13 protein-coding genes are annotated in these 14,225 nt (G+C 73.4%); 11 read left to right on the forward strand and 2 right to left on the reverse strand.

What is annotated here, in order from left to right:
• Positions 1-13 precede the first annotated feature (13 nt).
• The 3 genes from AB0J53_RS13325 to AB0J53_RS13335 are packed head-to-tail and all read left to right on the forward strand — an operon-like array spanning position 14 to position 7,442.
• Positions 14-3,160 (forward strand): AAA family ATPase, encoded by a 3,147-nt coding sequence (locus AB0J53_RS13325; protein WP_364171716.1) that lies wholly within the window; start codon positions 14-16, stop codon positions 3,158-3,160.
• Positions 3,161-3,192: 32 nt separating this feature from the next.
• A complete protein-coding gene (locus AB0J53_RS13330) occupies positions 3,193-3,324 on the forward strand; it encodes a hypothetical protein (RefSeq protein ID WP_281427272.1) in 132 nt (43 codons plus the stop codon).
• A gap of 35 nt (positions 3,325-3,359) precedes the next feature.
• Positions 3,360-7,442 (forward strand): S8 family serine peptidase, encoded by a 4,083-nt coding sequence (locus AB0J53_RS13335; RefSeq protein ID WP_364171718.1) that lies wholly within the window; start codon positions 3,360-3,362, stop codon positions 7,440-7,442.
• 38 nt (positions 7,443-7,480) lie between these two features.
• Here AB0J53_RS13335 and AB0J53_RS13340 read toward each other — a convergent pair whose 3' ends face one another.
• Together AB0J53_RS13340 and AB0J53_RS13345 are read right to left on the reverse strand one after the other, a co-directional pair.
• Positions 7,481-8,488: a serine hydrolase domain-containing protein gene (locus AB0J53_RS13340; protein WP_364171720.1), complete on the reverse strand. Its 1,008-nt coding sequence runs from the start codon at positions 8,486-8,488 to the stop codon at positions 7,481-7,483.
• A 94-nt stretch (positions 8,489-8,582) separates the two neighbouring features.
• Positions 8,583-9,197, reverse strand: a complete 615-nt coding sequence (locus tag AB0J53_RS13345) for an ABATE domain-containing protein (RefSeq protein ID WP_364171722.1) — start codon at positions 9,195-9,197, stop codon at positions 8,583-8,585.
• 98 nt (positions 9,198-9,295) lie between these two features.
• Between AB0J53_RS13345 and AB0J53_RS13350 the strand changes: the two genes are divergently transcribed.
• From AB0J53_RS13350 to AB0J53_RS13385, 8 genes are all read left to right on the forward strand, one after another.
• Positions 9,296-9,748: a VOC family protein gene (locus AB0J53_RS13350; protein ID WP_364171724.1), complete on the forward strand. Its 453-nt coding sequence runs from the start codon at positions 9,296-9,298 to the stop codon at positions 9,746-9,748.
• 28 nt (positions 9,749-9,776) lie between these two features.
• Entirely contained in the window at positions 9,777-10,682 is a 906-nt protein-coding gene (locus AB0J53_RS13355) for a pyridoxamine 5'-phosphate oxidase family protein (RefSeq protein ID WP_364171726.1), read from the forward strand.
• On the forward strand, positions 10,682-10,873 hold the full coding sequence (locus AB0J53_RS13360) for a ferredoxin (protein WP_357583454.1): 192 nt from the start codon (positions 10,682-10,684) through the stop codon (positions 10,871-10,873). Before AB0J53_RS13355 ends, AB0J53_RS13360 begins: the two co-directional genes overlap by 1 nt.
• 15 nt (positions 10,874-10,888) lie before the next feature.
• On the forward strand, positions 10,889-11,335 hold the full coding sequence (locus AB0J53_RS13365; protein ID WP_364171728.1) for a nuclear transport factor 2 family protein: 447 nt from the start codon (positions 10,889-10,891) through the stop codon (positions 11,333-11,335).
• 74 nt (positions 11,336-11,409) lie between these two features.
• On the forward strand, positions 11,410-11,802 hold the full coding sequence (locus AB0J53_RS13370; protein WP_357583458.1) for a YbaB/EbfC family nucleoid-associated protein: 393 nt from the start codon (positions 11,410-11,412) through the stop codon (positions 11,800-11,802).
• On the forward strand, positions 11,799-12,704 hold the full coding sequence (locus AB0J53_RS13375; protein WP_364171730.1) for a hypothetical protein: 906 nt from the start codon (positions 11,799-11,801) through the stop codon (positions 12,702-12,704). Before AB0J53_RS13370 ends, AB0J53_RS13375 begins: the two co-directional genes overlap by 4 nt.
• 10 nt (positions 12,705-12,714) lie before the next feature.
• Positions 12,715-13,074, forward strand: a complete 360-nt coding sequence (locus tag AB0J53_RS13380) for a hypothetical protein (protein ID WP_219510326.1) — start codon at positions 12,715-12,717, stop codon at positions 13,072-13,074.
• A gap of 152 nt (positions 13,075-13,226) precedes the next feature.
• Positions 13,227-14,207 carry a glycoside hydrolase family 11 protein gene (locus AB0J53_RS13385; RefSeq protein WP_364171732.1) on the forward strand — a complete coding sequence of 327 codons (981 nt, stop codon included), beginning with the start codon at positions 13,227-13,229 and terminating at the stop codon, positions 14,205-14,207.
• Positions 14,208-14,225 lie beyond the last annotated feature (18 nt).

The raw sequence follows: 14,225 nt of genomic DNA on the forward strand, positions 1-14,225 counted from the left end.
GGAGGCGGTCCCGATGACCAACGGTGACACGGTCTCGGGACGGGTGATCTCGCCGGTCCTGGTCGGGCGCGAGGAGGAGCTGCGCCGCCTGGCCGCGGCGGTGAGCCGGCCACCGGCCGTGGTGGTGCTCGAAGGCGAGGCCGGGATCGGCAAGAGCAGGCTGCTGGCGGAGCTCGCGGCACGGCCCGAGACCGCCGGTCGGCTGCTGCTGCGCGGGGGCGCCCGGCGCATCCGGGAGCCGTTCCCGCTCGGGCCGCTGGTGGAGGCGCTGCGCGGCGCCGAGGAGCCGCTGGCGCGGGCCGGGCTGTCGCCGGTGGCGGGCGCGCTGCGCGGCCTGCTGCCCGAGCTGGCCCCGGTGCTGCCGCCCGCCCTGGACCCGCTCGACGACCGGGCCGCCGAACGGCACCGGCTGTTCCGGGGGCTCGCCGAGGTGCTGCGCGCGCTCGGCCCGGTGGTGCTGGTCGTGGAGGACCTGCACTGGGCCGACGAGCAGACCGTCGAGTTCCTCGCCTACGCGCTGGCGGTGCCGCCGCCCGAGCTGTCGATCGTGCTCACCTACCGGGGCGAGGAAGCCGGCGCGGTCGTCAGGGAAGTGACCGGGCGTCCGGCGGACGCGGTGTTCCACGATCACATCCTGCTGAAGGCGCTCGACGTCACCCAGACCGGCGACCTGGCCGCGGCGATCCTCGGCGAATCCGGCGTCACCGCCGACTTCGGCGCCCACCTGCACGAGCTGTCGTCAGGGCTGCCGCTGGCCGTACAGGAGCTGATGGCCCTGCTGCGGGCGCGGGGCGCGCTGATCAGGCTGCGCAGCGGGCGATGGGCGCGCAAGGCGGTGGCGGAGCTCGACGTGCCGCCCGGCGTGCGCGACTCGGTGCGCGAACGGGTCGCCCGGCTGCCCGAGGCGGCGCGTGCCGTCGCGGAGGCCGCCGCGGTGTTACAGGCCCCGGCGCGGCCGGCCGACCTGGCCCGGGTGTGCGGGCTGCCGAGGGCCGACACCGTGGCCGGGGTGGACGACCTGCTGGTCTCCGGGCTGCTGGCCGAGCAGGCGGGCGCGGTGGCGTTCCGGCACGTGCTGGCCGCGCAGGCCGTCTACGGCGCGATCCCGCTCGGGCGCCGCCAGGAGCTGCACGCCCGCGCGGCGGCGGTCGTACGGGAGCTGCGGCCGGTGCCGCTCGGCCAGGAAGCCCACCACCTGCGCCAGGCCGGGCGGCTGGCCGACTGGGTCGAGGCCGCGGAACGGGCCGCCGAGCAGGCGTCGCGCCTCGGCGACGACGCCGAAGCCGTGCGCATCCTGGAGGACGTGCTGCGCCACGCCCCGCTCGACCCGCGACGCCGGGGCCGCCTGGCCGCGCGCCTCGGCTGGGCCGCCGCCCAGGTGCTGCGCCCGCCCCAGATCATCGGCCTGCTGACGCAGGCGCTGGAGACGGAGCAGCCCGGCCCGCTGCGCGGCGAGCTCAACTTCCTCGTCGGCATGCTCCAGGAGAGGCTCGGCGAGGACTCGGGCGCGCAGCGCCGCACCATCGCCGCCGCCGTCGGCGACCTCGCCGACCGGCCCGACCTCACCGCCTGGGCGATGGCGTCGCTCGGCAGGCCGATGGACCCGAGCGTGCCGCTGGCCGAGCACGTCACGTGGCTGGAACGCGCCCTGGAGACGACCCCGCGCGTCGGCGACCCGGCCGAGGAGGTCTTCGTCCTCGGCAAGGTCGCGACCTCCTTCAGCGGGTACGGCGACCCGCGCTGGCTGGAGCTGACCGAGGAGGTGCGCCGCAGGACCGGCGGCCGGCCACGGCACCGGCAGGAGGTGGGCGCCTACCGGTCCATCGCGGAGAACGCCTGCCTCGCGGGCAACTACGCCGTCGCCGCCGACCTGCTGGCCGCCGCCATGCGCGGCGCGGCCGGCGAGGAGTCGTCACGCGAGCCGCTGTCGCGCTGCCGGCTGGTCGCCCTCCTGCTCGCCTGCTGCCGTGGCCGCTGGGACGGGCTGGAGGAGGAGACCGCGCTGCTGCTCGACGAGTACGGCGGGCGGCCGTTCGACCGCCTGGGCGCCGAGATCGTCGCAGCCTGCCTGGCGCTCGCGCGCGGCGAGCTCGACACCGCCCGGCGCGAGCTGCCCGAGGTCACCGGCACCGCCCTGGTCCAGGGGGCCTACGAGCTGCTTCCGCTGTCGATGGCCGCCTTCCTGCGGCTGTCCACGGCGAGCGGCGAGGCCGGGGCCGCGCTCGCGGCCGTCGAGGCGGCGGTCGAGGTGTGGGAGGTCAAGGGGCTCTGGCCGCTGGCGGTGCGCGCGTTGCCCGCGCTGGCCGAGGCGATGGCGGCGGCGGGCCGGCGTGCCGAGGCCGTCGCGCTGGTGGAGCGGGTGTCGGCGCGGCTCGACGGGCTCGACGCGCCGATGGCTGCGGCGGCCCTGGCGCACGCCCGCGGCCACCTCGCCGCCGACGACGCGGACGCGGCGGCGCTGTTCCGCGCGGCGGCGGCGGGCTACGACCTTCTGGGAGCCCCGTACGAGGCGGCCCAGTCCCGCGAACTCGCCGCCGCCCACCTCTTCACCACCACACCCACCAAACCCGACCCCGCCGAACCAGCCGCCCCTTCCGGGGCTGCCGCCTCTTCGGGGGCTGCCGCCTCTTCGGGGGGTGCCGCCTCTTCGGAGGTTGCCGACCCCTCCGGGGCTGCCGACCCCTCCGGGGCTGCCGACCCCTCCGGGGCTGCCGCCCCCTCCGGGGTTGCCGCCCTCTCCGAGGCTGCCGGCCCCTCCGAGGCTGTCGGGCCCTCCCGCCCTTCGGGTGCTCCGGGGTTGTTGTTGGAGGCGATCGCCGGGTTTCGGGAGCTGGCCGCGCGGTGGGATCTCGACCGGGCGGCGCAGCTCGCTCGCAAGCACGGGGTGACGGTCAGGGGCCGGTATCCCGGCGGCCCGCAGGGGTACGGCGCCGACCTGTCACCCCGGGAACGGGAGATAGCCGAAATGGCCGCCGCCGGGCTGACGAACCGGGAGATCGGCCGCCGCCTGTTCGTCTCGCCCAGGACGGTCGAGAAGCACCTGGGCGCCGCGCTGCGCAAGCTCGGCCTGCGCTCCCGCACCGCGCTCGCCGCCCACCTCGGGGACCCCCGTAGTGACCCGCCCGGTACGGGGGCCGCGAATGGGGTGGCCTACCCATAGTCCCCACCGGCGGTGCGGACGACGCTTGGGGCATGTCCGAAACCGACGCCACCGACGGCGATCCGGCTGACTCCGACCCAGCGCGGAAAGGACCGGCGGCCCCGCCGGAGCAGCCGGTCATCGAACCACTCGAAGACGCCCCCGAAGGGTTCGAGCCCGTCTGAACCTCACCCCTCAGCACCCGAAAGGGCAGTTCGGCATGTCTCCACGCACTTCACCGCATGATCCCCCCTCTTCCAAGCCCCGCCGCACCGGCGCGCTGATCGCGGCCTCGGCCCTGGTTCTCGGCACGCTCGCCGTTCCCGGCGCGCCCGCTCTGGCTCAGGAACCCGAGCCCGCCGCCCCGGCGACCGCCCCGGCGACCGGGCAGGTCACCGGCCCGATCGCGCTGGCCGGGCTCGGCAAGGGCGACCGCACGGTCACCCTGATCACCGGCGACCGGGTGCGCCTCAGCGACGCGGGCGGCGGCACGTACTCCGTCCGGCCGGAGTCGAGCGTGCGCCCCGACGGCACCACCGCCCAGCTCTCCACGCTCGCCACCCCGGACGGCGTCTACGTCACCCCGAGCGACGCCGTGCCCGCCATCAACGCGGGCCGCCTGGACCGGGAGCTGTTCAACGTCACCTACCTGGCCGAGAACGGCTACACCGACGATCGGGCCAAGCAGTTACCCGTCATCGTGCAGTATCCAGGGCAGCACACGGACCGGGCGGTCGCCTCGGCGGCCGAGGCCATCCCCGCCAGCGAGCCCGTGCTCACGCTGGAGAGCGTCAACGCCGCCGCGCTGGCCGTCACCAAGGCGGAGGCGGGCGCGTTCTGGACCGCGGTGCGGGCCGAGCCGGACGCGAACGGGTTCGCCGGGCGGGCGGCGCTGCGCGGCGGGATCGTCAAGGTGTGGCTGGACGGCAAGGTCAAGGCCGATCTGGCGGAGAGCGTCCCGATGATCGGCGCCCCGCAGGCGTGGGCCGGCGGGCACGACGGCGCGGGCGTCAAGGTCGCCGTCCTCGACACCGGCGTGGACGCCACGCATCCCGACCTGGCGGACCGGATCGCCGACAGCAGGTCCTTCATCCCCGGCGAGGAGGTGCGGGACGGCCACGGCCACGGCACCCACGTCGCCTCCACGATCGCCGGCTCCGGCGCGGCCGGAGGCGGCAGGCACAAGGGCGTCGCGCCGGGCGCGCGGTTGATCGTCGGCAAGGTGCTGTCCGACGCGGGATCGGGCCAGGACTCCCAGATCATCGAGGGCATGGAGTGGGCTGCCGCCTCCGGCGCCAAGGTGGTCAGCATGAGCCTGGGCGGCGGCGCGAGCGACGGCAGCGACCCGATGAGCCAGGCGGTCGACGCGCTCACCGCGTCGTCCGGCGCGCTGTTCGTGATCGCCGCGGGCAACGCCGGAGAGGGCGGCGCCGAGACGGTCGCCACCCCCGGCACCGCCGAGGCCGCGCTCACCGTGGCCGCCGTGGACAAGAACGACGCATGGGCCCCGTTCTCCAGCCAGGGACCGCGCGTCGGCGGCGGGCTCAAGCCGGACATCGCCGCCCCCGGCGTGGCCATTGCCGCGGCGCGCGCCGCGGGCACGAGCATGGGCAGCCCGATCGACGAGCACTACACGGCCGCGAACGGCACCTCGATGGCCACCCCGCACGTCGCCGGAGCCGCCGCGATCATGGCGCAGCGGCACCCGGAATGGACGGGACCGCAGCTCAAGGCCGCGCTCATGTCGACCGCCAAGGACGACGCCCTCAGCGTGTACAAGCAGGGCGCAGGCCGCGTCGACCTCGCCACCGCGTACACCCAGCAGGTCTTCGCCGTCACCGGCGGGCTCGACTTCGGCGCGGTGGAGAGCGGCGCCGAGCCGGCCACCCGCGAGCTGACCTACACCAACCTGGGCGGCGCGCCCGTCACGCTGACGCTCGCCCCCACCCTGAGCGGGTCGGACGGCGGCGCGGTCGAGGGCGCGCTGGGACTGGGCGCGACGACGCTCACCGTGCCGGCAGGAGGCGCGGCCACCGCCACGGTCACCGTCGACCCCAAGGCGCTGGCGAAGCTGGACAACTACACCGGCGCCGTCACCGCGACCGCCGACGGCGTCCGGCTGCGCACCCCCGTGGGCGTCGTCCGTGAGACGCCCAAGGCCACGCTCACCATCCACACCCTGGGCCGCGACGGCAAGCCGCTGACCCCGTGGGCCCAGGACACGATCGACGTGTCCGGCGGCAAGGGCGTCATCGGCGGCGTCTCCGTGCCCGCCGAGGGCACCACGATCGTCCGCGTCCCGCACGGCGTCATCAGCGTGGCCCAGTTCGTGCAGTGGGTCGGCGACGACGACCGGCTCAACCTGGCGATGCTGTCGGTGCCGGAGCTGACCGTCACGGAGGACACCGAGATCACGCTCGACGGCCGGAAGCTGAGCCAGGTGCGGTTCAGCACCCCGCAGCCGGCCGAGCCGCTGAACAACTACGTCTACCTGGCGTATCAGCGGACGGTCGGCAACGGCGACTCCTACATGGGGTTCACCTGGCCGCGCGCGCCCTACGGAGGGGCCGCCAAGCTGTGGGCGCTGCCCACCGAGAAGGTCACCAAGGGCGCCTTCCGCTTCCACACCCGCTTCACCCTCGGCCGGGCCGAGGTCGCCATGAGCGTGCGCGGGCGCGACAAGCTCTCTCTGCACCCGATGACCGCGCTGCACGGCGTCAACACCGCCGGGGTGCACGAGCAGAGCGACGGCTTCCCCGGCTACGTGCCGTTCACCGGGACCCGCGACCTGGAGGTCGCCGACGTCGGCGAGGGCAGGCCCGAGGACCTCGCCGGCCGCGACCTGCGCGGCAAGCTCGTCCTGCTGGAGGCGCCGCTGTCGCAGGGCGTGTTCGGCGACGCGTGCGGCGTGCAGATCGAGCGGCTGGGCCCGATCCGTGACGCCGGCGCGGCAGCGGTCGCGTACTTCCCGAAGCCCGGGTCCGGCTGCGCGATCCCGCTGGGCTTCACGCAGGTCCCGTTCACCGGGGAGGCCAAGCCCATCGGCGTCGCCACGGTGTCGCTGCCGTCGGCCGAAGGGCTCGCCCTGCGCGCCCGGCTCACCGGCGGCAAGCGGCTGATCGTACGGGTGACCGGCACCGAGGAGACGCCCTACAGCTACACCTTCGCCCCTTACGAGGAGGGCCGGGTGTCCCGTTCGCTGCACTACACCTTCGGCGAGCGTGACCTGGCCAGGGTCGATCTGGACGCCCACGTCGTCGCTCCTCACCGCTACGACGACTGGCGGTACGCGCACAAGCCCGACGACGTCATGCCGCTGTCGACGAAGCTCGCCGGGTGGGGCGGCCCCCGGCTCGGCCTCCAGGAACGCCGCGACTGGGTCGGGCCGCTCGACGGCGGGATGCTCTGGTCGCACGGCATGGAGGAGCTGCGCGGCACGCCGGCCGACGCCCGGGTCCCGCAGTGGGCACTGGAGGTGCTCGACAAGCCGGTCCGGATCCGTCAGACCTGGATGGCCACGCCGTTCACGCCCGGCACCGCGACCGGCTCGGACAAGGTCTACAAGCTGGCCAAGCCGGGCGCGAACCTCGGCGCCTTCTTCCGGTGCATGATGTGCGTCCAGGGCGACAAGCTGTGGGCGGAGTTCGAGCCCAGCTACGGCTCTCCGGGCGCCAGGCAGTACAGCGGCGGCTACTGGCCGACGAACGACCTGACCAAGCCGGGGTTCGAGGTCCGCCTCTACAGGGACGGCAAGGAGATCCCGCGCGCCGAGGCCGGCGGCTCGACCGTCCTGCCGGTCTTCACCCTGCCGCAGCGGTCGGGCAGCTACCGGCTGACCGCCAGGAACGACCGGCACGACACCGAGTGGACCTTCACCGCCCCGGCGGCCGGGGCCGAGCGGCTGCCCGGTTCGTTCTGCTCGCTTGAAGTGCTGTACGGCACGGCGGAGCCCTGCAAGCCGGCCCCGGTCGTGTTCGTCGGCTACGACCTGGGTGACACGCTGGACGCCGCCAACAGCGTGCGCGCCGGTCGTACGCACGCCTTCACCGTGTCCGCCTACCACTCGCCGTCCGCGTCGGACATGCCGGGCATCGCCGGTCTGAAGCTGTGGGCCAGCACCGACGACGGCGCCACGTACACGCCCGTCCCCGTCAAGCGCGGCAAGGACGGCACGTACACCGCCAGGACCCGCTATCCCGCGCTCGGCGCCACCAAGGGCGCCGTGACCCTCAAGGTCGAGGCGTGGGACAAGGCGGGCAACACCGTCAAGCAGACCACCGTCCGAGCCTTCGACCTGCGTTAGTCAGCTCGTGAGCGCCCGGCGTCGCCGACGCCGGGCGCTCACGCGTCCCGGCCCGGGCGGAAGGCCGTTTCGTACAGGTCGTCGAAGGTCTTCAGGAAGTCGTTCCAGTCGCCGTTGAGGTTGACCACCAGCGTGCGGTGGCCCTGGCGGTCGCCCATCGCGAACGAGGTCGAGCCCTGGATGAAGCCGCCGCCGCCCCAGAGCGTCACCCCGCACGGGAGCCGCTGCTCGTAGACGCCGAGGCCGTAGCGGGTGCCGGGCACCCAGTCCGCGCCGTCGGTCGGGACCGTGGTGAACATCTCCTCCTGCTGGGCGGGCGGCAGCAGCTCGCCGTCGAGCAGGGCGCGCAGGAACCGGTGCAGGTCGGCGGTCGTCGAGACCATGCCGCCCGCGGCCCCGGCCCAGCTCAGGTCGGCGTCTGTCACGTCGTGGACGTCGGCGGGCCCGCCGCCCTCGTCGGAGCGGGAGTAGTGCCGGGCGCGCGGCTCGCGGACCGTTTCGGCGCCCGTCGGCAGGTACGTCCCGGTCAGGCCGAGCGGGCCGGCGATGCGGCGGTCGATCTCGGCGGCCAGGGTCGAGCCGGTCGCACCCTCGACGATCATCCCGGCCAGCGTGTAGTTGAGCTTGGAGTAGATGAAGCGCGTGCCCGGCGTCTCGGGGCGCGGGGGCTCCTGGCCGATGACGGCGTCGGGCAGCCCGCTGGTGTGGTTGAGCAGCTGCCTGACAGTGATCGCGGAGCCGTCGCCGCCCAGGTGCTCCTCGACCACGCCGGGCAGCCACGTGGCCACCGTGTCGTCCAGGCTCAGCTTGCCCTCGGCGGCCAGGCGCAGGACGACCGTGCCGGCGAACGCCTTGGTGAAGCTGCCGATGCGGAAGTGCTCGCCGGGCCGCCGCTCGCGGCCGGTGGTCAGGTCGGCCACTCCCGCCGTGCCGAACCAGCGGGTCCCGTCGGGGTCGCGCAGCTCGGCGACGATGCCGGGCCCGTCGCCGTCGGCCACGGCCCGGTCGAGGGCGGCGGCGAGCTGATCGGGGCGGAACGGGGACATGGTGCCTCCAGAGGCGTCAGGGGAAGATGCAAGCAACCGTAGTTGACTATTTCGGAGTTAGTCAACTGCGGTTGCTTAGTCTGGAGGCTCCGGGCTATGCGGTCCCGGAGGGCTTCTTCGTGCCGCGCACCTTGGCGTAGTGGCGGGCGGCCCTGGCCCGGTTGCCGCAGCCGGCCGAGCACCACTCGCGCCGCGCGGATTCGCGCAGGAAGTAGAGCACGCATCCCGGGGCCTGGCAGGCGCGCAGCTCGTGGCGCTGCGGCCCGGCGAACAGGGTGACGGCGTCCTCGGCCAGCGCGGAGAGTGCGGCGTCGACGGCGCGCCCGGCGGTGCGCACGACGGCCTGCGGTTCCGGGCCGGTGCGCAGCTCGTGCCAGCGCGGGGCGCGGGCGGCGTGCGCGTTGAGCGTCGCGACCGAGCCGGGGCCGGGCTCCTGCCCGGCGACGGCCGCGGCGGCGAGGGCGCGTACGGCCTCCCGCAGCTCCCGTGCGTGACGCAGGTCGTCGCCCGTCACGCCCAGGAGGTCGGCGTCCGGGAGCGGGACGGCGAGCCGGTCGCGCACGTCGCGCAGCCACGCGGCGAGGTGCTCGACGGTACGCAGGCCGTCGAGGACCTGACCGCGCACGGCATGCGTGGTGTTGCCGAGTTCGATCGGCGGCAGCTCCCCGAGCTGGGGAGCGCCGCCACCGGTGAGGTCTGCCACATCCACACTTCTAACGCTACCGGCAGCTTGACACCGTGAGGACCGTCCGCCATATTTCTAACGGTCGCACTTGCCTGTAACCATGAGAAAACCGGAGGACTCGCATGAGCGCACTGGCCCTGCGGACCGGCCACGTCGGCCTGAACGTGACCGACCTGGCCCGCTCCACCGCCTTCTACCGCCAGGTCCTGGAGCTGGAGGTCTACAACGAGCAGACCGACGGCGACCGCCGCTACGCCCTCCTCGGCCGCGACGGCGCCCTGATGGTCACGCTGTGGCAGCAGAGCGACGGCGCGTTCCCCGCGGACCGGCCCGGCCTGCACCACCTGTCGTTCCAGGCCCCCGACATCGAGACGGTCCACCGCGCCGAGGCCGTCCTGCGCGGGCTCGGCGTGCAGCCGCTGCACGACGGCGTCGTCCCGCACGGCGAGGGCGCCTCGTCCGGCGGCGTGTTCTTCACCGACCCGGACGGCATCCGCCTGGAGATCTACGCCCCCTCCGGCGCCGACACCGCGCCCGCGCCCACCAAGGGCGCGCCGACGTGCGGCTTCTTCTAGAACCCAGCGGCCAGGAAAGGAGCCGACCGTGCTCCACCACGGCGAACACGTGGTGCAACGCCGGGCCGGGCTGACCACCGACGGATGGGGATCGGCGGGTGTCGGCGCGGCCGTCCCGCCGGTCGCCGCGAACTTCCTCCGTGAGCAGCGGCTGGTCGTGATCGCGGCCGCCGACGACACCGGCGCGGCCTGGGCCGGGCTGATCACCGGCCCGCCGGGGTTCGTCACCGCCCCGGACGACCGGACCGTCGTCACCGACCGGCTGCCCGGCGCGGGCGATCCGCTCGCCGGCCTGTTCGACACCGAACGCGACCTCGGCATGCTCGTCATCGAGCCCTCCGGGCGGCGCCGGATGCGGGTCAACGGCCTGGCCCGCAGGGACGGCGACCGGCTCGTCACCAGCACCCACCAGGTGTACGCGAACTGCCCGAAGTACATCCAGACGCGTACGTACCTCGACGAGCTGCCGTCGCCGGGCCGGACGGCGGCCGTCACCGGCGAGCTGACCGAGCACCAGCGGCGGTGGATCGCCGGGGCCGACACCTTCTTCGTCGCCACCTACGCGGCAGGACAGGGCGCCGACGCCTCGCACCGGGGCGGGAACCCCGGGTTCGTCACCGTGACCGGCGACGGGCGGCTCACCTGGCCCGACTACACGGGCAACTCCATGTTCATGACGCTGGGCAACCTCGCCGTCGAACCCCGCTGCGGGCTGCTGTTCCTCGACTGGGAGAACGGCGACACGCTGCAGCTGACCGGCCGGGCCCGCGTCGACTGGGACCCCGGCCGGGCCGCGGCCGTGCCCGGCGCCCACCGGCTCGTCGACTTCGAGGTCGAGCGGGCCGTCCAGATCACCGGAGGGCTTCCGCAACGCTGGTCGTTCGGCGGCTACTCGCGGTTCAACCCGTCCCAGGCCGCCGAGAGGAGGGCGTGATGCGGGTCCGCGTCGACGACGCCCTGTGCCAGATCCACGCCCAGTGCGTGTTCGCCGCGCCGGAGGTGTTCAGCCTCGACGCCGATGACGAGCTGGTCTACGACGCGGAGCCCGGCGACGCGTACTGGCCCGCCGTCGAGGAGGCGGCGCGCGCCTGCCCCGTCCAGGCGATCACGCTCGAAGAAGACTGACCGAGGAGAGAGCTCATGACCGTTCCGCCCTTCACCGAAGAGAGCGCCCGCGCCAAGGTCCAGGCCGCCGAGGACGCCTGGAACACCCGTGACCCGCACCGCGTGTCCCTCGCGTACACACCCGACTCGGTCTGGCGCAACCGGGACGAGTTCGTCACCGGCAGGGAGGAGATCGTCGGCTTCCTGACCCGCAAGTGGGCCAGGGAGCTGGACTACGCGCTGCGCAAGGAGCTGTGGGCCTTCACCGCCGACCGGATCGCCGTCCGTTTCCAGTACGAGTGGAGCGACGCGGCCGGGGGATGGTGGCGCAGTTACGGTAACGAGCTGTGGGAGTTCGACGCGAGCGGGCTGATGCGGCGGCGCGAGGCCAGCATCAACGACCTGCCGATCGCCGCCGGCGAGCGCCGCATCTTCGGGCCGCGCGGGGAGAATGAGCGGGGCGTGCCCCTGCCGCTCGCCTGACAAAGAGGGAAATAGCCGGTATTTCCTCCTGGTTAACTCTCGTACAGCGATGATCACGAGAGTCAGGAGACGCGATGACCTCACCGGGCGATCCGTTCAACGCGGGCGGCGACCAGGAGCTCGGCCGGCTGCTGGACCAGTTCCGGCAGGACGTGGCCGCGATCGAGCGGCTGAGCGGCCGGATGGCCGCCGTCAAGGGACGGGGGGAGGCCGCCGAGGGCCGGGTGGTGGCCGAGGTGACACAGACGGGGGCGCTGACCGGGCTCACCATCGACCCGCGCGCCATGCGGCTCGGCTCCGCGGAGCTGGCGGCGGCGGTCCTAGAAGCGGCGGGCCGGGCCGCCCGCGACGCCGAGCGGGAGGCGGGCGACCTGGTGGCCCCCTTCATCGCCGAGACCGTGCTGGACGGCGCGGGCCCGAGCGGCGACCGGCCGGGCGCCGGGGGCGACCGCGGGCGGCGGCCTTGAGGATCAACCCGGGCCGCGCGAGCATCTACGGGTTCGGCGCGCTGGGCATCGCCGGGTTCGTCTTCAAGATGCTCGCCGTGGACTACCCGACCGGCGACCCGGCCAAGGCCCGCCAGGCCGCCGAGGTGTGGGCCAGGCTGGCCGAACGCGTCGAGCGGAGCCCGGACAAGACGTTCGCCGCCGCCGAGACGGTGTGGCGGCAGAACAGCGGGGCCGGGGTCGACGCCTTCAAGAAGGCGGTCACCGCCGGCCTCTATCCACAGCCGCCCACGGCCGGCTACGCCGCCAGGCTCGCCCAGCGCTGCCGGCAGAACAGCCAGGCGTGCACCGAGTACGCGGAGGTCATCGAGACCGCGCGGCACACGTACTGGACGCTGGCGCTGGCCAACTTCGCCAGCTTCATCTTCATCACCACCTTCCCCTGGCAGGCGGGGACGGCGTACCAGATCAGCCAGTTCCTCATGCGGCGGGCGCAGGCGGGCATGCTGGCCAAGCTGCTGGAGCACAGCGTCGCCAGGATCGTGCTGGCCAAGCTGACGGAGTACACGATCGGCAGCACCTTCTTCGCCGTCGGGGACGTGGCCGTGGTCGCGGGCGTGAAGGCGCTGCGCGGGGAGGATCCCGGCTCGCTGGAGCAGAACGCCACGCAGGCGCTCAAGGAGTTCGCCGCCTCGGTCGCCTTCTACGGCGCGTTCGACGCCGCGATGCCCCTGGCCGGCAAGATCAGCCAGAATCCCGACGTCCGCTACTTCCTGAGCCGGGTGGCAGGCGGCTCCATCGGATACGGCCCCTCGTACGACGCCATGAACGGCCAGGAGGGCGCCGAGCTGATCCCGACGTGGAAGGAGACGCTGGGCCGGCTGCTCCTCTACTTCACAATGGCGCACAAACCCGCGAGCTGAGGAGGACGGCATGGACATCCACAAGCACGTGATGCGCTCGGCGGCGCACGCGTTCGACGTCGAGCGGGACGAGCTCGGGCGGTTCGTCGGGGAGGCGGCCAGGGACCTGGAGGCGATCGGCGCGTTCTGGGGTGACGACGACCTGGGCGCCACGTTCCTCAAGGGAGAGGGTGGCGCGTCGGGGTACGAGGCGGTGACCGGGCAGATCCAGGAGGGGGTGGCGAACTTCCTGACCGGGCACGGGGAGATCGCCCGGCGGCTGCGCCTGATGAGGGACAACGTCGAGGTGGGGGACTGGAACCAGGTCGCCCTCATCCTGTCGAAGCTCCCGCCCGGCGACCCGGATCGGCCGATCTGGGGGGCGAGCTGATGTTTCGGTAGCCGTACGAAATTTTCATCAGGATGATTGCGCAGGTGGGTCGGGGCCTCGGCGTTGCGGCGAGCGGGCGGCATTGACAGCTTGACAAATTCGAGCCGATACTTTCGCCAACTCGCCGATAGTTTCGAGGAGGAAGCGCGCACATGAACGAGCCCCTCGCACCCCCGAAACGCCGCGGACCCATCAGGCGGTTCGTCGCCCGCTCCTGCGTCGTGGCGGTGGCCGTGGCCACGGCGATGCTCCCCGGCGTCGCCCACGCGGCCATCACGACCAACCAGACGGGCACCAACAACGGCTACTTCTACTCGTTCTGGACCGACAGCAACGGCACCGTCTCCATGGAGCTGGGCTCCGGCGGCAACTACAGCACCTCGTGGCGCAACACCGGCAACTTCGTCGCGGGCAAGGGCTGGAGCACCGGCGGACGCCGCACCGTCAGCTATTCGGGCAGCTTCAACCCGTCAGGCAACGCCTACCTGACCCTCTACGGCTGGACGAGGAACCCGCTCGTCGAGTACTACATCGTCGACAACTGGGGCACCTACCGGCCCACGGGCACGTACAAGGGCACGGTCACCAGCGACGGCGGCACGTACGACATCTACCAGACGACCCGCTACAACGCCCCGTCGATCGAGGGGACCAGGACGTTCAACCAGTACTGGAGCGTCCGGCAGTCGAAGAAGACCGGCGGCACCATCACCTCGGGCAACCACTTCGACGCCTGGGCCAGGCACGGCATGAACCTGGGCAGCCATGACTACATGATCATGGCGACCGAGGGCTACCAGAGCAGCGGCAACTCCAACATCACCGTGGGCGGCACCACCGGCGGCGGCGACGGGGGCAACGGGAGCGGCGGGTGCTCGGCGACGCTGTCGGCGGGCCAGCAGTGGAGCGACCGCTACAACCTGAACGTCGCGGTCAGCGGCTCCAGCAACTGGACCGTGACGATGAACGTGCCCTCCCCGGCGAAGGTCCTGTCCACCTGGAACGTCAGCGCCAGTTATCCCAGCTCCCAGGTGCTCACCGCCAGGCCGAACGGCAACGGCAACAACTGGGGCGTGACCATCCAGCACAACGGCAACTGGAACTGGCCGACGGTCTCCTGCAGCGCGGGCTGACCCCGGCGACCGCGAAGG

The organism is Nonomuraea sp. NPDC049725 (assembly GCF_040674795.1).
Classification (GTDB): Bacteria; Actinomycetota; Actinomycetes; order Streptosporangiales; family Streptosporangiaceae; genus Nonomuraea; species Nonomuraea ceibae.